This is a genomic window from Hahella sp. HN01 (genome assembly GCF_018986435.1).
GTDB lineage: Bacteria > Pseudomonadota > Gammaproteobacteria > Pseudomonadales > Oleiphilaceae > Hahella.
The window spans coordinates 157,008-174,441 of sequence record NZ_JAHMIN010000011.1 but is presented as its reverse complement, the minus strand read 5'-3'; the positions used below and the strand labels follow the sequence as shown (position 1 = coordinate 174,441).

Annotated in this window: 17 protein-coding genes; 6 read left to right on the top strand and 11 right to left on the bottom strand. The window is 50.1% G+C overall.

Going from position 1 to position 17,434, the window contains the following annotated elements:
• A partial coding sequence (locus KP814_RS13050) for a hypothetical protein (protein ID WP_216737182.1) occupies positions 1–240 on the top strand: 240 nt, incomplete at its 5' end.
• Positions 241–633 carry a hypothetical protein gene (locus tag KP814_RS13045; RefSeq protein WP_216737181.1) on the top strand — a complete coding sequence of 131 codons (393 nt, stop codon included), beginning with the start codon at positions 241–243 and terminating at the stop codon, positions 631–633.
• Positions 634–774: 141 nt separating this feature from the next.
• On the opposite strand, the gene KP814_RS13040 is transcribed toward KP814_RS13045, so the two are convergent.
• Positions 775–1,023 carry a DDE-type integrase/transposase/recombinase gene (locus tag KP814_RS13040; RefSeq protein ID WP_253938342.1) on the bottom strand — a complete coding sequence of 83 codons (249 nt, stop codon included), beginning with the start codon at positions 1,021–1,023 and terminating at the stop codon, positions 775–777.
• A gap of 103 nt (positions 1,024–1,126) precedes the next feature.
• Positions 1,127–1,582 (bottom strand): transposase, encoded by a 456-nt coding sequence (locus KP814_RS13035; RefSeq protein ID WP_216737180.1) that lies wholly within the window; start codon positions 1,580–1,582, stop codon positions 1,127–1,129.
• A 122-nt stretch (positions 1,583–1,704) separates the two neighbouring features.
• Here KP814_RS13035 and KP814_RS13030 point away from each other — a divergent pair, with 122 nt between their 5' ends.
• Positions 1,705–2,415 carry an ABC transporter substrate-binding protein gene (locus KP814_RS13030; RefSeq protein ID WP_216737179.1) on the top strand — a complete coding sequence of 237 codons (711 nt, stop codon included), beginning with the start codon at positions 1,705–1,707 and terminating at the stop codon, positions 2,413–2,415.
• Between the two features lie 271 nt (positions 2,416–2,686).
• A complete protein-coding gene (locus KP814_RS13025; protein WP_216737186.1) occupies positions 2,687–7,861 on the top strand; it encodes a hypothetical protein in 5,175 nt (1,724 codons plus the stop codon).
• A 443-nt stretch (positions 7,862–8,304) separates the two neighbouring features.
• Here the strand turns inward: KP814_RS13025 and KP814_RS13020 are convergent, their stop codons facing one another.
• The 6 genes from KP814_RS13020 to KP814_RS12995 all read right to left on the bottom strand — a co-directional run bounded on the left by KP814_RS13020 (position 8,305) and on the right by KP814_RS12995 (position 13,480).
• Positions 8,305–9,552: a HEAT repeat domain-containing protein gene (locus KP814_RS13020; protein ID WP_216737178.1), complete on the bottom strand. Its 1,248-nt coding sequence runs from the start codon at positions 9,550–9,552 to the stop codon at positions 8,305–8,307.
• Positions 9,553–9,564: 12 nt separating this feature from the next.
• Positions 9,565–10,341, bottom strand: a complete 777-nt coding sequence (locus KP814_RS13015) for a hypothetical protein (protein WP_216737177.1) — start codon at positions 10,339–10,341, stop codon at positions 9,565–9,567.
• Entirely contained in the window at positions 10,319–11,320 is a 1,002-nt protein-coding gene (locus KP814_RS13010; protein ID WP_216737176.1) for a DUF4123 domain-containing protein, read from the bottom strand. Before KP814_RS13010 ends, KP814_RS13015 begins: the two co-directional genes overlap by 23 nt.
• 13 nt (positions 11,321–11,333) lie before the next feature.
• Positions 11,334–11,777, bottom strand: a complete 444-nt coding sequence (locus KP814_RS13005) for a hypothetical protein (protein ID WP_216737175.1) — start codon at positions 11,775–11,777, stop codon at positions 11,334–11,336.
• A gap of 48 nt (positions 11,778–11,825) precedes the next feature.
• Positions 11,826–13,127: a hypothetical protein gene (locus KP814_RS13000; protein ID WP_216737174.1), complete on the bottom strand. Its 1,302-nt coding sequence runs from the start codon at positions 13,125–13,127 to the stop codon at positions 11,826–11,828.
• A gap of 176 nt (positions 13,128–13,303) precedes the next feature.
• Complete coding sequence (locus tag KP814_RS12995) at positions 13,304–13,480, bottom strand: hypothetical protein (RefSeq protein ID WP_216737173.1); 177 nt, start codon at positions 13,478–13,480, stop codon at positions 13,304–13,306.
• Positions 13,481–13,749: 269 nt separating this feature from the next.
• Here KP814_RS12995 and KP814_RS12990 point away from each other — a divergent pair, with 269 nt between their 5' ends.
• Complete coding sequence (locus tag KP814_RS12990) at positions 13,750–14,442, top strand: hypothetical protein (RefSeq protein ID WP_216737172.1); 693 nt, start codon at positions 13,750–13,752, stop codon at positions 14,440–14,442.
• A 317-nt stretch (positions 14,443–14,759) separates the two neighbouring features.
• Positions 14,760–15,110, top strand: a complete 351-nt coding sequence (locus tag KP814_RS12985) for a hypothetical protein (protein WP_216737171.1) — start codon at positions 14,760–14,762, stop codon at positions 15,108–15,110.
• Between the two features lie 55 nt (positions 15,111–15,165).
• Here the strand turns inward: KP814_RS12985 and KP814_RS12980 are convergent, their stop codons facing one another.
• The 3 genes from KP814_RS12980 to KP814_RS12970 all read right to left on the bottom strand — a co-directional run bounded on the left by KP814_RS12980 (position 15,166) and on the right by KP814_RS12970 (position 17,380).
• The gene (locus KP814_RS12980; RefSeq protein ID WP_216737170.1) at positions 15,166–15,915 is read right to left on the bottom strand and encodes a protein-tyrosine phosphatase family protein; all 750 of its coding nucleotides are present in this window, start codon (positions 15,913–15,915) and stop codon (positions 15,166–15,168) included.
• Positions 15,916–16,185: 270 nt separating this feature from the next.
• A complete protein-coding gene (locus KP814_RS12975) occupies positions 16,186–17,067 on the bottom strand; it encodes a suppressor of fused domain protein (protein ID WP_216737169.1) in 882 nt (293 codons plus the stop codon).
• An 88-nt stretch (positions 17,068–17,155) separates the two neighbouring features.
• Entirely contained in the window at positions 17,156–17,380 is a 225-nt protein-coding gene (locus KP814_RS12970; RefSeq protein WP_371824058.1) for an Imm5 family immunity protein, read from the bottom strand.
• Between the last annotated feature and the right edge of the window lie 54 nt (positions 17,381–17,434).

Here is a 17,434-nt window from a genome sequence, read left to right as displayed (position 1 = left end):
GGCGGAGGCGGAGCGCCGCCCAAYACCTAYCARCCGCCRCAACCCACGATCCCCAGCGGACCCGCCGGCGGCAAAGGCGAGGGCGCGCAGATCATTTTTCAGTTTAACGGATCGGTCAACGGCGACCCCTACCTGATCGCCGACGCCATYGCGCCGCACCTGCGTGACATTGTCAGTAAGAAGGACATCGTCATCGTGGAAGCGAACAGCCGCAACGGCCAACAACTAAGAGGACTGTAAATGTATATCGAGTATGTCGCGAGGCGCTTTATCGCGCCCGGCCACGCTGTTGGCGGCAATTACTGGATCGACGTAAAGCTGACGCGCTGTGATTTTGATGCGCAAATTGAAGCGCAGACGACCACGGCGCTCAGTGGTAAATCGAAAACGTTGCTCCACCGCATCGACCAGACCTATGACATCGCTACGGTGTATATGAACAAGCCGGAAGAGCTGGCGGAAATGCGGGAGTTTCTGGGGTCCGTTAGCGGTGGCGAAAGCTTTATGGTCAGCCTGTATGGCGACCGGGCGAGCCTGCTACAACCTGCGATGCTGAGCCCGATTACCTGGAAGGAGGAGCGCTACGTCACGACGGATTACTTACGCTATTCATTTAAGATGCGTGCGCTTTAACGCTAGCAGGAAGGGCAGTAACAGAATGGAAGCTGGTTTCTTTAGTTTCTTTGGTGGCGATGGAGGCGGCTATTGAGTTGACGGTTTTTGTTAGTAGAAATAGCGGCTCCATATATCGCTCTCTCTCAAGCATATCTACAGTCATTTTAATGCTGAAAAATGAATCACCCAGCCTATGACTTTACGGCTGAACAGGTCCAGCACGACGGCTAGATACAGCCAACCTTCTTCCGTCCACAAGTAGGTGATGTCACCCGCCCATTTTTGATTTATCTCCGTTGCATTAAAGTCCTGCTGAAGAAGGTTTTCCGCCACAGGCAGGCTATGCCTGGAGTGAGTGGTGGCCTTAAACTTTCTGGCCGCTTTCGCTCTCAAGTCCAAGCGTTGCATGCTTCTGGCCACCGTTTTACGGTTAGCCTGAACGCCTTGTTGCGCCAAGTCTTTGGCCAGCTGCGGCGCCCCATTACGCTTTTTAGCTTTATCAAAGGCGGCTCTAACCTGGATGTCCAGGGATTGCTGACGCTATCGTCGCAGAGAAGGGGCTTTCTGCCGATGGAGCCAAACGTAGTAGCCGCTTCTTGAGACCTGAAGCGTTCTCGCCAAGCAAATGATGCGAAAAAGGCCTGTGTGAGAGTGCATAAAGGCGTACATCACTTCCGCTTTTGGCGAAGTACGCCGCCGCTTTTTTTAACACGGCAAGCACTTCCGCCTGTTCAGCCAATTGACGCTTCAGGCGGGCGTTTTCCTGCGCCAGCTGCTGTTCCGTTTCGCCACGATCCTGCGCCAGCCGCGCTTTACTGCGCCAATTGTAAAGTTGTGACTCGTGCAGACCCAATTGCCTTGCGGCGGCGCTCACGCCGATACGTTGAGCTAACGCCAGGGCTTCCGCCTTGTACTCGTCGGAATAACGTTGGCGAGATTTGGAGTTTGATGTTTTCTGTTTGGTCATAGTTCACCTCTGTAGCGTAGTGTACTCGCTTAACAGGGTGTCTATCATTGGGGGGTAGGATCAAATATCTTAGACTTATAGGCATGTAGAAAGTCTCAGAAGCAAACACGGTAAAAAAACTGATGAGATTAACAATACTGTTGCTTGTTATAGGGTTAAGCGGGTATTCGCATTCACAAGAGGTGACTTTTTCTACCTTCCAGGGCAATGATCCTATAACAAAAATATCTGTCGACATTATGGCAAATGCCTACCAACGCTTGGGATTAACTCTGAAGGTCCTTCCCCAGCCGGGACAGCGCTCTCTTCTTACCGCAGATAGCGGCCTGATAGATGGTGAGCTATTCAGAATCAAGGGTATGGACGAAATTTATAAAAACCTGATCAGAGTGCCCATTGCCATAGTTGAGATAGATATCGTCGCTTTTTCAAGGAAGGAAAACAGTATTGTCATTACTGGTTGGGAGAGCCTGACGCCTTATAAAGTTGGGTATAATCGTGGCGTTAAGGTCATTGAGGAAAATTTATTACCTCCGACTCGTGTAGAGCCCTCCAATACAGTCGAAAACGCCTTGAAAATGTTGGATGCCGGCAGAACGGATATCGCAATTGATGGGCTATTAAATGGTTTGATGATCATTAACGATTTAGGCTTGGACAATATCGTTTCTATAGAACCGCCGTTGGAAGTTATCCATGGCTACCATTACCTCCACAAAAAGAACCTTCACTTGCTTAAACCACTCACAGAAGTATTAAGGGAGATGGAAGAAGCGGGAGTAATTAGAAGCTATCGAGACAAGATATTAAGTGAGATCAGAAAGAAGCAGTGATTCTAAAGGTCATCGGAGCTTTCAGACATGGCAAATGTGATGCCTGATCTGCAAACTTCTCCTGATCTACGCGGAGAGTAAAGATCCGCTTAAGAATGCCGTCGTGCTCCTGGACAACGCGCCCATGCACCGTTTTCTTGTGGGCTAGAAATCAGTAGCGCTACTGAAATTTTCTCTTCAATCATTCTTATCCCCCCTTGTGCTCTGCCCTGAGCACTTGTTGGATATCTATTGAATCCCACCCCAATTTTTACCCTAGGCATCTAACCCAATGAGAGTGAGCAATAGCGAATTCGTCTCCGCCTGGAGCGGCGAGAGCGTGTCGCCCGTCTATGCCGTTGAGCTGTCGTTCGACCGCGCCAACGAGGACGTGGTGTATCTGACCAGCGGTCCCGTATCCGGTCTGTCTGGCGTAGTGTATGACGGCGTGTTGAACGCCCGCACTTTGTCCGGTACATCGCAAAAAATCCAACCCGACAAAGGCTTGGCGTCCATCGGTAGCCTGGAATTTGAGGCGCTGGACCACAACCTGACCGCGCTGCAAAAATCCAAGCTGGGCGACCGCAAGGGTCTACGCGGCAAACGCGTGCGCGTCTGGGTCGGCGAGCGTGGTTTGCAGTGGCAAGACTTTGTCCTGGTGGCCACGCAGATCATCGAGGACGCCGAGATCCTGAACGGGGTTTATTCGTTTAGTTGCGCCGATGTGCAACGTACGCTGCGGAAGGATATTTTCGACGTTAAAAAAGTCGGCTTGGCGGCGTCCGCCGTGGGCAATAACGATGTGATTCAAGTGTATTCCACGGAAGGGTTTGCGCCTGTCTATCAACCGCGAGGCAGCGGCATTACCGATGCGCCCAACCGGACCGTCGGTTATCTCAAGATGCCCAACGGTTGCATCGTGCGTTACAAATACACCACCGCCACCGCCTTTTGGGGCTGCGAGTGGGGCGCGCTGGGAACCAAGCATCTGGTCGCAACCGTCAACAAGTCCGAGGGCACCAACGCCGACAACGCGCCGCAGGTGGAGGAATACGTCTACATCGAGCAGCCCGCGCCCATGCTGCTGTATGGTTTGTTGACCGGCTTTGTCTACGGCTATCCCGGTAAGCGTTACCCAGACCACTGGCACCTGGGAGTTGATCCGCAATATGTGCGCACGTCCGACTTTATCCATATCGGCGCAGACCTCTGGGATGTGACCGACGCGGATAAGGGCTTGCCGGCGGTGGTGCGCGGACAAACCAAGATTGACGGCAAGAAGTTCATCGAGGAGCAGCTGCTGTTGATGATGGGCGCGTTTTCGCCCATCTACGCCAATGGGGAAATGGGCCTGCGTCGCCGCACGGCGATTATGTCCAGCGGGGCTTACGTGCGCGAGCTGAACGCCAGCAACCTGCTGAAGGTGGGGGCGCTACGTCACGACATGGGCGCGATCATCAATCAGATCGCCATTCACTGGCATTATGACCCGGACAAAAAAGAGTATCGCCGCGCCAACGTGCTGGTGGACCCGGACTCCATCGCCACCCATGGCGCGTCGGATTTGAAGGAGCTGAAGTTTAAAACCCTGCATAGCTCACGCCACGCTTATTCCGCCATCAAGCATCAGTTCGATGCACTCCGCGACGCCTACGCCGGGCCGCCTTTGCTCCTGGATGTCGTGGCCGATATGGACAATCACGACCTGGAAGTGGGCGACATTGTCCGCGTTAACCTGGAGCATGTGCAGGATTACACCGGCTCAATGGCGGACGGACGCCTGGACCGTAACTTCGAAATCCAGCAGATCACCACGGATTGGGTGACGGGGCGAGTTAAGCTGGCCTTGCTGGGTTCATCGCAACCGGCGGGCGCTTTGCCGCCGGATCAGAATGGCGCGGCGCTGCCGGATGCGTGGTACAACTCCGCCGGCGTCGCGATCAATGCGACTAATTATCCTGGCAAAGTGCTGGTTACCGATACGCAGGTGCGCATCGTGGGCGACATTCATCTGACTGGCGGGGCCGACCTGACTCAGTCCGTTTACTACTGTGACCGCGATTTAACCGTGGACGCGGGTGTGACAGTGCTTCTGTCCGGCAACGTGCAACTGCGGGTCAAAGGCTTTCTGCAGATCAACGGAACGGTGGACGGCAAGGGGAGAGGGATAGCAGGAGCCGCCGGCGGACAGTCTGTGGCGCTCACCGGTATCGGCTCCACCGTGGCGGGGGACGGGATTGTCTTCGGCCTGGGGACGGGAGACCGTCGCCGCTTCGAGTCGGCCAACAACCGAGGCGGGATCAACGCCCGCGCCGCACGGGATAACGTCGCCTACCTCAATTTAAACGTGAATGCGCAAGGCCAACTGCAGGGCTTGCCGTTTGATATTCGCGGCAACGGCGGACATGGCGGCGGCGCAGCCATCAACAGCTACGGCGGCAATACCGGCGAAACATCCGGCGGACGCGGTGGCGCAGGCGGCGCCGGATTGCTGGTGGTGGCGCGAGGGATCGACCTGGGCGCCAATGGACGGGTGGACACCAGCGGCGTGGATGGCGAACTGGGCAGCCCGCGCCAGATCGGCGGCGCTTTCGATCCGCAAGCTTATCTCAAATCCGGCAGCGGGGCCGGCGGCGCGCCCGGTGCGGTGTATTACCTCGTTGACGGCAAGTACAACCCGCCCAACGTCACGGTGGGCAACAGCGCGGCGCGCTATGGCGTCAGCCCGGTGCAGGACGGCGTCTACTTTATCCAGGGCCGCAAGCATCAAAATGATACGGTCGGCGCAAGTTGGGACCCCTCTTTCGAAGGGATCACTAAAGCGGTCGCCTCCGCCTACGTGGGGAATTACTTAGGGCCTGAACGGGAGAACGCCGTGCGCGGGTTTCTGACCAAGGCGACCGGGCAAGCGCCCAACATGGCGGAGTCCTGGCATCGCGTGCAGATCCTGTCCGGCTATCAACCGCCCGTTGTCATGGAAGAGGTGGCCAATAAGCCGCTGCGTATCACTGTCACGGAGTCGGTGAACACGCCACGCACGCCGGACGGCAATATCTCCACCCTGGAATTGAGCGCGGTTCCTCCCGACGACCCCAACTATAGCCACGCCTTCTTTCAATACCGACCGGCGGACGGCGCAGGCTGGACGGACCTGGGATCGGCGGCGCCGGAGCTGACCTTGCAACTGGTGAGCGATGGCAAGACGTATTACTTCCGCGCCTTTGGCGTGAGCAAGTCGGGCAAACGCTCCGCCACCTACGCCGCCACGTCAGCCGCAGTGTCGCGCATTGAGATCGGCTCGCCCGACGTACGCGAGGCTTTGCCCCTGGTGACGCCCAAAGTGATGCTGGTGGACCGTGGACAGGAAGCCAATCACTATCTGGGAAGAGATGCGCACTTTTATATCTACTATGGCTCCGGCTACCAAGAGCCGCCGCACTTCGCTTTCTACGAGATAACCGTCTACCACAAAGGCCTGAAGGTGCGCCGGGAGTACATTACCGGCAGAAGCTACACCTACACCGGCAATATGAACCTGGAGGACGGCAATAGCCGAGATATTGGCCTGAGCGTGCGCCCTTGGGGGAAACAGAACCAGACAGGACAGACGGTGTTTATCAGCGTGTCCAACCCGGCGCCCAAGGTCACCGTCAACAATACGGTCGCCGGGATCGGCACGGCGCGCACCTATCTGACGGAGATCACCGACCCGGATTTCAGAGCGGTGAAGGTGTACCGCTCCACCGAGCAGGGATTTACCCCAGGACCGGATAACCTGGTCTTTGACGGTTACGCCAACCCCGTTATCCACGAAGGGCTCCAGCAGGACACGAACTACTATTTCCGCCTATTGGGTCGGGATGAGTTCGGCGACGGCGAACTGACGCCGGAGTTCAGCTTCAAGACGCAGCCGTTTAATCTGGCGGGCGAGCTGAGCGCGGGGGACAACCTGATCGTGCGCGGCAACGTGGTCAGCGACTACGCCGGAACGCAGGTGGTCATGGGACCGCGTAAGCGCGCCGGGTATTACAACGTGCTGGAGGCGAGCGCCGCCAATGCGCCGATGTTCGAAGTCCGCGAAAACGGCGACGTGTTGCTGGGCGATCAGAGCAGCGGCTCATACGCCATTTGGGATCAGTCGGCGGCGGCGTTCAAAGTCTACGGTCAGATTCACGTCGCGCCAGGGAGCAAGGGTTATGCGTCCCTACAGGATCGCCCCAGCTCGTTGTCAGCGATCAACACAGCGGAAGCCGGCAAGCTGCAAGGCATTCAGGACGGCGCCACCAAGGGCGCGGACTGGTCGCAGGTAACTGGCGTGCCGCAGCGCTTTACGGACACGGCAACCAAAGGCCTGAACCTGACGGCGGACTACCTGGGCTATTACAACGGCAGCCAATTCACCTCCTACCTGGACAGCGCCGGGCGCTTCTATCTCAATGCCGGCGGCGACCACTCCCTGACCTGGAATGGCTCGGTCCTGACAATCAAAGGAAACATTCACGCCAACAGCGTGGCGGCGAGCCTGACGATCAGTTCGCCAGTGATCAATGGCGGAACCATCAACGCGGCGACCTTCCAAACGGGAGCGAGCGGCAAACGGATGGTGATGAACTCCGCCACCAATGAGATGGAATTTTACGGAGATCGCGGCAACGGTCAGATCGACAAGCTGGCGACCATCGGGATCACCCAGTCTGGCGGTGACTATTACATTGGAAGTTTCGGCAACGCCCTGGAAGGCAACAGCCGGATCGCACTGCGCGCCACGTCCAACACCGGCTTGGCGATGCAGGGCGTTTCAAACCGCACCAGCATCGCGGGGACGACCTTCGGCCCTAATCCGTACTACGGCGTAGGCGGCAATGCGACGGGAACGGGGAAGGGCGCTCAGGGCACCAGCGCCGGCGGGATCGGCGTCTATGGCGCGGGTGCAACCTATGACTTCTACGCCAATGGCCGGGGGGCGAACTATGGACCCTTTACTGCTGGGCATGATTGCCTGATTAGAAAGCAGGAGAACGTCAGACCGGGACAGATTCTTGTTTATGACCAACTGGTCCACCGCAAGAACCTGTCGAACGTGATCCACTCGGTGACGCTCTCCAGCCAGCCAATGCAGCGAGGCAAAGCCGGCGTCTTTCTGTGGGCGAAGCCTTTTGACGAATCGGAGTTTCCGGCGGCGTTCGACCTGGAGGATCTCACGGTGGCCCAGATTTACACGCTGTCGGAAGTCTACAACCTGGGCTGTATGAACGCCCTGGGCGAAGGTCAGATGCTGGTCTGCGCTGAAAGCGGCGACATTGAGATAGGCGACTACATTGTCACCTCAAGCCGCCCCGGCGTTGGCATGCGCCAGGAGGATGATGTGCTGCGTAGCTACACCATCGCGGAGGCCCGCGAGGCGGTTAACTGGACGGGGGAGGGAAGCGACGAGAGGTTGATCTCGTGTAAGTATCTTTGTGGCTGAAGGGGGCTTCCCCCCTTTAGTTACTAAACCCATCGGCCACAAGATCGCCGATCGCATGGCTAAGCGCGGCCAAATCGTCAGGGTGAGTAAATAGGTAGGCAAGAACAAAAATGACAAATGCAGCAATCAGTAGGCGAATCATACTAAGGAATCCCTGGATAAGGTAGTTTGAACAAATGAGTGAAGTGTTTTCTTTGAGCTTACGGAAAGATGTTTTCCAGCTCTTTGCTTAGGAGGGAGCTTCTATTGTCTTCAATGGAGTCTATCTGCTGATTTCGGCCAGCTACCTGACCCTCAATACTAGCCTGCCTGATCGTGCGTAGCAACCTAAAAAATAGTAGCGGATTTGCTCTTGGGGCTAAACGTTTCTGCCTGCGCAAGGAAGGCGAAATGCCCCAAGGGTTCGGGGCATTATTATGCGCTGTGACCAAAGGAGGTCACTATCAAACTGGGTGGCCTGATCGTATCCAGGTGGCCTCAAGTGGGCCTGCTAGTGGTTCTATCTCAGTTGCCCAAAGCGATGCTTGATTGTATTGGTTTGCATAATAGCTCCGCTCGTCAAATGGCAAATGAAGCCCTGAAAATATCATTAACGTTTCGTGGCGTACTTCTCTTGATTCTTGATCAGTATCCAGTAGGCGGGATGCTCGAGTAACGAGAGAGAAAGGTTTGCCTCTTTCATATCGGACGCCCTTTTCAAATTGGCCAATGTTTTCACTGAGCCAGTCGTTCCAAAAACTTGCTAGCTCTTCAGCTTCGCCAAATTGATCAGCTCCCCATTCACCTGTAATTTCGGAAATACCATCACTAGCAGCAGCGCGAACTTCTAGTTCCGCATGTGATATGTATGGTATCAAGTGATCAATAACGTCAATGTCACCCGTAAAGCCGATGCTCCGTAAGGTGTGAGCTAGAGAGTCTACAGCCGTGATTTCGGGCAATTGCTCAACAAGGAATTTTGTCTCTGACTGTCCAGCGAATCGGCCAATGGTAAATGCGAGAGTGGCGTCGTCTAGCCTCTTATCAAAGGCTGTTCGGTAAAACTCTAGTCCTCGATCATCACCACACATAAGTAAGCTCTTAGCGCTTAGCCTTCTTATGAGAATGTCTTCAGCCTCATCTTGCACAATATGCATTAATGGGATCACAAACTCGGGATTACCCAAATACCCCATCATTGTAACTATACGCGATGTTGGATTAATCACCCTGTCGTTGCTGACGTAATAAGGGGATAACTCCGTAAGCATATTTTTGCCTATAACTTCTGAAAATTCATTTGTCACCCATGGCAAGTTGAGTGCGCAAGCTTTGTGACAGAAACTTAAAATGAGCTGCTTCTCACAGACCCTAAGTACCGCTGCGATATTTTGATGGAGAAAGCTTTCCTTGGCTTTGAGTTTTTCTAATAAGACAGTAACAAGCTGTTCGCTTTGTGACTTTAATATGATGTGTATCGATACTTGGGCGCTTTTATTTCCTTTTGATAGCTCCGATATAAGGTGATCTGTCAAATCAGGCGTGGTTGTATTGGCAGCTAACACGCTTGTTATTTGTTCATACTCAACCTCGAGCTGTACAAGTTGAGCTATTTCATCGCGGTCTCTTGAGGAATAGATTGAGCTGGCAATTTTTTCTCTTTCAGTCCATAAGAGCACGGCTTTCCCAAACTCTTCTTTCCAGTCATTCATAATCTATCTACCTTAAATCGGGCATGCTTCAGGGCAGGCCATTTCAATCATTAATTTTTTTGGGGGGCTTTTCTTGCTTAGGCGCTCTGCGATTTTCCCAATATTGTTTTCGCTGACTTGCTTCACTTTTGGCTCTTCATCACCACCAAGTATTTCTGCAAGCTGCTGAGGGGTTGGAGAATTAGCTAGCTTTGCGTTCCACCACCTGTGGACCCCTGCAGTTTGATGGCCGGGACGAACAGGGAATACATTATTATCGTTCTTCCCGCCAGCCCAAGTGGGCTTTAGGTGGTGATAGCTGACTTTATATGAAGGTGGATGGCTTTTAAACTCGTCCTCATTTAGTCCGTTTAGCATTGTTACCATCTCCTTGCCAGTCATGCCATTACTTGTAAACGCTGGTCCATGTTTCGGACGTAACATATTGTCCACGACTTCTATCTCTGAGGCAGGTAGCCCCCCCTTTTGGTTTGCTTCATCAACGTATTTCTCAAAGGCTTTTTTGAGCTTTTCTGTATCAGAGGTTTCAGGGTCTCGGGTAGAAGTACCATTGTCATCAGTTGGCCTGACTTTCCAGCGTTCTACAGGGTTGCTCATCTTGAAGAACGGAGCTTCATCAAATGGATAACCGCCACAATCCATTTCTAGCACAAGCTCTTCGACTTTGTCTATTGAGTTGCCAGGAAAGGATGCTAAATTGGGGCACTTCTCTGAAACATCGGTGATTTTCGACGACTTAACACCCTTAGCTTTTTCGTCTACTACATCATTTGAAAAGCTCTTGCTCATAAAGCGAAGTTATCCTTGAAGTATTGTTACACCAATATTTATAAAATTCTCTGAATCTTGTGCTTGGGGGGCCTAGTGCGCCATTGTTTAAGAAGTTCATCTTAATCCAATAAAAGCAGGGTTTGTCTAAAAAATCCCATCCAAAAAAAATGCAGCTTTTAACGAAGTAGTAAGCATCCTCTTTTTCATCGAGGCCTAATTCTTCAAATTTTATAAGAGAGTTTTCAATGGCACTAAAAAGCTCAATATCGTTATAGTGACAGAGTCTTTTGGGATACGCGCTTCTGAAGTCCTTGGTTAATTGTTTAATAAACTCATTTTTAACTACATGCGTTAAAAGATCATCGCATTGGTCCTTTCGTATTCTAAGGTTAGACCTTGTAGTCTTTGAGCTTGGCCGCTGATCAGGAAAGAAGTTTTGTATTAGAAATCTTTCGCCTTGTTCTCCAGCGGGCTGCTCAAGATAAAACTTTCTCCGACATATTTCTGTATTTGTCGATATAAACTTAAGTGCAATTTGTGGATCGCTGTCTTCTAACCAAAACGCCCCAATTCTTCCAAATACCCTATTCTTTTGCTGTGAATCTAAAGTAGGTAAGATAACTCGTAAAACCCGTGGGTCGTAATATCTGAAAAACCAGTTCTCGCCCTTTGGGCCTCTCACCTTTGATATCTTTCTAAAATGATGCGCCACCTCTGCAAAAGGCTGATCCGATGCAATATAAATTGCCCAATTATTTCCCCAGCCATATTCGAAAAGAAAAGAGGAGAGTCCGCAGTCGCTTAAGGCAACCAGATGAGGCGAGTTACTGATAAGCTCCTGGTCACTATTTTCCCAGAATAAACTTGAGTTTCTGCATCCACTTTTTTTTATTTCCTTGTATAGCCTGCCATCTGCAGCGCAATCTACAATAGAATACAGGTTTGAAAACCCCTGGCACTGATCTTTTAGTAAACTAAAGGTTGGATGAGCTGACACAGATAACTCCGGTCTAGTTGTTCTTAAATATATTTATGACAACTTTTTCTGGATAATCTTCATCATCATTGATTTTGAAATTCACCTTGCTTCCAGAAATTGTAAATTTGATGGTCGATGCAAAAGTGTGCGAATTAATTGAAACGTCTTCTATTGGGTATTTTTCCGTATCTACAATTTCTTTAACTAGTAGGTTTAAGTCCTTTCTCAAGTGGAGTATGACAATGCCCCACTCGTGCTTATCGTGCATGTACTCGGTTACATTGGCTTTACATACAGGATGGCTTGAGGACTCAGAAGACCCTACATAGTCATCTGCCGCATCATTAAGACTTAATACTCCACTATCTATATCTTTATGCAATGAAAAATTTAATGCATTTTCTATGTCGTGTATTTTTAGATTCTTGTTTGAAACAATATCTGAAATAATTTTGAAAAGCTGGGTGGGCTCCATGATGCTATCCTTTCTACTTGATCTAAAAGAATCTAAATTTCAGCGTGGCTATGCGATACCCTTAACTCTATCATATTGTCTGGAACACGCCGCGCCATAATGCTGCGCATATGTTACATTAGGGTTCGAGCTTGGGCGTTCTTTATGTGCAAACACCTTGGCAATTTTAACTCTGGCGTCTTGCCTCGAAATTTTACCTGTTTGATATTCATCAAAGATACCTAAGTATTCTTTTTCATTAGCGCCGGCAACCCCTATATCTGGCCCTCCGGCCTCAAGAATCTCGGCTCTAATTTGCATGTTGACCATTGTCGCTTCACCCTCGTCAATAAGCATATTGGTGAGCTTATGTCGTACAAACTCCTCTTTGCTCACCTGATTTGGACTAGGTGGTGCTGGCGGAATGTACATGGCGTGTCCACTCTCGTGGGCCATGGTTTGAGCGAAATACTTTTGATTATCAAGGTGCTTTGAGTCGTAATAGATTACTTTTTCGTCCCGGTCACAACATGATCCCTTACCATAGGTGCTTACAGCGTCGACCTTCCATCGCGATGCCGATAGCATTTCCAAATTATAGTCCAGAGTGGGGGACAGCTCTCTAAGGTAATCAAGCAAATCAGTGAGTTTTTCAGGAACCTTTTCCTTGCTTTTAAAGAGTTCGGGTGTTGGTACAGGGGCGCTAACTGCATCAAGATTTTCGTCGCTAGATGCTTTGGCTGCATTACACGTTTCGCAAAATGGAGTTCCTTTCTCTGAAGCTGTCTGCAGTGTTTTGGCTTGGCTTTTTGCGGCAGGCGACGAATTGTCTTTTTGAGTTGTTGGCTTTTCTGCTTCTGTAGGTCGAGCACCAGTGGAAGGAAGCTTGTAACTGTCAGCTGCTTTAGGGGTGCTTGACCAGCCAACATTCCCAATTAGTTGGGTTACTTCAGAAACTTTTCCTGTTACCGCTGGCGGCGGCGGTGGAGCGGGATTGGCGCGAGCAATAAGCCTGTTTGCTAGAGCGAAGCTATCGCCTTCTGGAGTGAGGCCTTCTTCTGTTTCCTTAACAACTGAGCAGAATGGCTTTTGCTTGTCCTTGTAGACCAGCAGTACTTCCCCTAAGCCAGCTTTTTTGGTGAAGGCTTCTTGCCATTGCTTGTAGCCACGTGCGCCTTTTCTAGGGATATCGCTTTTTGTCGATCTGAAGTAGTACCCAGACAGGCTGCTGATAATGTCACTTGCCTTGAAGTCGTCGCGTAGGCTTCTTTCAATGAAGCTAGAAGCGAAAAAGGGCGACTCAACATAAGGCAGATCTGCGACCGTGATGTCTGTCCAGTGCTTAATTTCAAACCAGCGATTGGCGCGCATTCAGGATCATCCCTAGAAACAGCTAATTCAGTGCGTAGGCTCAGCGGGCTGAGCTTGGCGGTTACACTTTGAAACAAAGGGTGGGATTTTATCGGCTCAGGACTATCGATCAATTGGCAGTGGTGGCTAGTCCGAACGGTATAGGTTTGCTCTGGGGCGCTACTACTGGGGTTGTGCTAGGCGGCCTTATCATTCTCGTGTGATGGTTTAACAATGTTTTTCAGTTCGTGCTTAAAGAACTGCTTGTCGCAATGTTCCATAAGCCATTCGTAGGCGTATTCAGTGATCTGATTTTCAGCGCGAAGGATTTCGGTGATTTCTCGTAGGCTGAGATTAGCATCTGTTGCAGGCATTAGAGATAACTCCCTGTAGTTCAATTTTTGGCCGAGTAGTCTATCCGTCAGGCTTTTGCTGCGTAATGGCTCAATTCTTAAGCGTTTGTGAGATATCTCGTACAGCCTTCAATTCAAGAGGACGCACGCATTCTTAGATAGCATTTGTCTCACAAGATAATCCGAGATTGGCTATAAATAGCCGCTCAAATAAAAAGTTAGAATTTTTCGCTTTTCGCGTCAGTGAGTACCCACGTGTGCATACAGTCAAAAACCTTTGAGGAGTTATGATGGAGCAGTTAGAACTCAACAGATTATTCGATGTTATTGGTGCGCTAAAAGCAGGAGAGTCCAATGATCCTGAAAGCTTAGCCATAAAAAGAAAAAGCAGGAAACTGAGCTTTTTTTTCTGGGGAACTGGTGTAATTCCATATCTTTTAGCTGTTGCCTTGGCGATATTTGGGAGTTTTTTCGGCTTGTCAGAAACCCTGGGGGGGGTGGGGCTTGCTCTTATTGCTGTTTCTATTCTTACGTTGATCGCGCATCCTTTTATCGAAATCTACATACACAGAAAAGTAGCTCTCAAAGCGCTTTCCAATCCATATAACGTGTTGGCAATGAATGCAAAAAATACAGCATTGGTTGATCGCTCTGTAGTAGAGCAGCTTAGTGGCTTTCCAGTAGAAATGTTAAAGTATGCTCTTCTTCACATACGGTTTGAAAAAGAGGCGGCAATTGGAAGAGTTGGTCTTGTGTCTGGAAAGGTTGAGTCGACAGGTATATTTGTAGCTATTTTTCTATTGTTCACTGCTAAGTCTAAGCTAGGCGCTGAACATGAATGGATAGAGATGCTAGTTTATGGAGCTCTTGGGCTTGTTTTTCTTGCCGTTTATATAAAATTTGCCACCAACAGGTTGGCAAGAGCAGAGAGCCTCTTGGAGTATGTGATAGAGGCAAAAGAGAATGAGAGAAAGGATTGGTAAACACAAGCCTTGTGGTGTTTTAGGCTGGGCTAAAGTTGGGCTAATTCGGGGTGCTACCATGTCCCTGAGTGGCTAAATCGACTTAAAAACATTCGAATAAAAAAGGCCATACAGTGCTATGGCCTTTGTCCCGCAAGGGTTCGAATCCCTCCCTCACCGCCATTGAATTCCCTTCTGAATAAATTTTCCCCCAATCTCAACAACTGTAATTATTTATCTTCGCCTGCTTTAAGTTTTATCACTTTCAGCCTTTGCTGTTGTTTATCGGTTGTCGTGTCGCAGGCAAGGCGGATTTTGACTGTTTGATTTAAGGAATAATGAAAGTACACGAAAGTTTTGACGCTTACCGCCAAACCCTCAATGTTATTGACCATTTGGACCGGTGGAAGCAAGAGCTATCCAAAAATATCGCTCTTAACCCTAAAGACGCCATTTCGCATGGCTTAATCAGTGAAATTGAGCTGGCGACGCTAAGGTTAAAATTGCTGTCCAAGACTGAAATATTCAGTGAAAGGGCGACCATTCAAAGAATTCAGCCTTCGCGAGACAAGCTTAATTATCGCCTGATGTGCGAGTGTGGCTACAAAAATCGTGAAAAGTGGCGTGACGCCAAAGATGGTGGAAAATTGATCGGCGTCGAGGAAGGGACTTACGTCATTAATCGGTAAGTCCCTCCATATTTCCGGACTAGGAGGGGGCAAGCCAATAGTGCGTCAGGAAAACTTAAAAGCCGTCGCTATTGCCTGAACTAAAGTTGGCGTAAAAGAACCCTGGCATGCTCGCATCGTCTGGCATGCCTAATCCTGAGGGGCCGGAAAATCCAACGCCTGATCCATTTGGGCCCGTGAAGCTTGGGGCAGACCCCATTAGTGCGCCAAAGCTGGCGCCTGAACCTAACCCCAGAGTAAGAGGTGTTGTCGCAGAATTACTCGGTAGCTTTGCCGCTGCTCGAATCGATTCGACCTGGTCTGCCGTTTCGACGCCAAAGTTCCCCTTTAAGCTCAACGAGTTACACATTGCGTTGATGTCCGCGCCTGTCTGGGTCTTCATGTGTTTGGTCATCGCCCAGCCGGCGACGATGGTTCCTGTCCGGCCTTCTCCGTAGCCGCAATGCACGAGAGTGGCTCCTCTTTTTCTGTTTGCTTCAATGATTTCTGCTGCCTTTAGAAGTTGTGCAGGAGTGGCCGCTTTAAAGTCTGCGATTTTGAAGTGGTAGTAAGAGATTCCGTAAGTCTTCAAAAGCGTCTTTGAGTGCTCCTCTAACGCGTATTCGTTAGAGCTGATAATGCAAGTAATCCCTTTCTTCTTTAAGAAGTCGACTTGAACAAAGCTAAGCGTATGGGGTTGGTCATGCCCTGCATAATTTGGCTGAGATGAGCGCACCAGAACACCAGGCAGAACCCATTGAAAATTGCGGAATCCAAACTGCGCTGTGTGGCCGATACTTTGATAATTGTTTAAACCGTAAATCATGATCGTCTCCTAAATGGGCTTTCGTGCATCAATCTTTGTTACTTTCAAAGACGACAACGAAGGCGCATTTGGATGCGAGCTTCCTGATTTTTTTGATTACCGGGATTCAGATGACGTTCAATAATCCCGATGGAATAGGGTGTCTGAAATTGCGCGTGGCTTGATTATGTCAAACGAAAGGTGGCGAAAAGTCTGGCGCATGAACACAAAACGGTCTTGATGTTTTTGGTCATGGCGTTACTGAATTGATGCGCTTATACAGTTACTGCGTTATGCAACAGGCTCGCGACAATCTGGAGTTGTGTCATAGTAGCCTGCCTCAAAGATTTTTTGTGCTATGTGAAGTGGTCCTTCAGTTTTTGCTATGGCAAGTTCGCTGGGTGTGGCGCCCAAAAGCACGCGCCAATTACTCATATGATTTCCAACCGGAAACTCTTCGTTAATGGATACGGGAGGAAGGACCAAAAAGCCGCCGTAGATGGTGTCTGGAATTCGCTCCTCATTGGTTTGAAGAAAGTCTCCGACCTCAAGGGTATCAAACTGATGTTCAAAATTAATTGCCCAGCCAACAAACTGCCTGATAAGTGGCGCAGAATCAGGGTCAGTGATCATCAAAAGCTCAAAGCAATTTTCGGAGTTTTGATCGCTGAAGCCAGATGTGACCAGGATGTCTAGCTCGTTTTCCTCGTCACAATAGCGAAGGACCCTGAGCGGCGAGTGCTCTGATTGCCAAATCACCTGTGGATCGTCATAGCCAAAAAGAGACCCATAAACAAAGTCTTCTCTGTCAGAGAGAGGGTAAGGGCCCAGTTCCGCCAAGCATTTCATCACAAGGCTGTCCACTCTTGGATGAATATCATTTACCCCTTCTGAGCGAATGAGTTTGAGTTCACTCAGCCCAGTCCCACTTTCAAGCGAACTGAATAAGTCATCCAACTGCAAATAAGCCCAATAATCGACAGCATCAGTATCGCGATAATCGAGATAGTGCTTGATCTCTGGCTCATCCTCGTCCCCAAAACCCAGCACATATGCGTCCTTGTTATCGAATCGGAACCCAATAGTTACGTCTTCGCTTGATACAAAGCTCATGAAAGGGGAGCGTTTAACCAAGTGAATAAGGGCTTCGGCAGTTTTGTAGTGTGCTGTCATTAGCTTACCTCCTGCTTGTTACTTTTGACTTGGGGCGATCGAAGCATGGCTTGCTCATTACCGACATGCATAGGGAAGATAACCTGTGCTACTTTTGGCATACACTTTTGTAAGCTTCCTCAGCAGCTTGGTTTAAATACCATTCCCAGAACTCGCGACGCTTATTGTTGTTTGCGCCGGGATTTCCTGAGAAGCCTCCTGCGTAGGCTAGACTTGCGGAGAAGTCCGCACTCCAACCGTAAATTTCATCATCAATATCTTCTATCGCATCAGCATTTTCATTTTCCCAGATATCAGTGTCCAATTGGCAAATTTGGAAAGCATTAATAATAGACCAGCCAGAAAGGGTCGCCAGACCAATGTCAGG

Coding starts and splice junctions, on each gene's coding strand:
- KP814_RS12985 (WP_216737171.1), top strand. CDS start 14,760: ATGAAAGTACACGAAAGTTTTGACGCTTACCGCCAAACCCTCAATGTT.
- KP814_RS13000 (WP_216737174.1), bottom strand. CDS start 13,127: ATGCGCGCCAATCGCTGGTTTGAAATTAAGCACTGGACAGACATCACG.
- KP814_RS13020 (WP_216737178.1), bottom strand. CDS start 9,552: ATGAATGACTGGAAAGAAGAGTTTGGGAAAGCCGTGCTCTTATGGACT.
- KP814_RS13015 (WP_216737177.1), bottom strand. CDS start 10,341: ATGAGCAAGAGCTTTTCAAATGATGTAGTAGACGAAAAAGCTAAGGGT.
- KP814_RS13045 (WP_216737181.1), top strand. CDS start 241: ATGTATATCGAGTATGTCGCGAGGCGCTTTATCGCGCCCGGCCACGCT.
- KP814_RS13040 (WP_253938342.1), bottom strand. CDS start 1,023: ATGCAACGCTTGGACTTGAGAGCGAAAGCGGCCAGAAAGTTTAAGGCC.
- KP814_RS12995 (WP_216737173.1), bottom strand. CDS start 13,480: ATGCCTGCAACAGATGCTAATCTCAGCCTACGAGAAATCACCGAAATC.
- KP814_RS12990 (WP_216737172.1), top strand. CDS start 13,750: ATGGAGCAGTTAGAACTCAACAGATTATTCGATGTTATTGGTGCGCTA.
- KP814_RS12980 (WP_216737170.1), bottom strand. CDS start 15,915: ATGATTTACGGTTTAAACAATTATCAAAGTATCGGCCACACAGCGCAG.
- KP814_RS13025 (WP_216737186.1), top strand. CDS start 2,687: ATGAGAGTGAGCAATAGCGAATTCGTCTCCGCCTGGAGCGGCGAGAGC.
- KP814_RS13030 (WP_216737179.1), top strand. CDS start 1,705: ATGAGATTAACAATACTGTTGCTTGTTATAGGGTTAAGCGGGTATTCG.
- KP814_RS13005 (WP_216737175.1), bottom strand. CDS start 11,777: ATGGAGCCCACCCAGCTTTTCAAAATTATTTCAGATATTGTTTCAAAC.
- KP814_RS13035 (WP_216737180.1), bottom strand. CDS start 1,582: ATGACCAAACAGAAAACATCAAACTCCAAATCTCGCCAACGTTATTCC.
- KP814_RS12975 (WP_216737169.1), bottom strand. CDS start 17,067: ATGACAGCACACTACAAAACTGCCGAAGCCCTTATTCACTTGGTTAAA.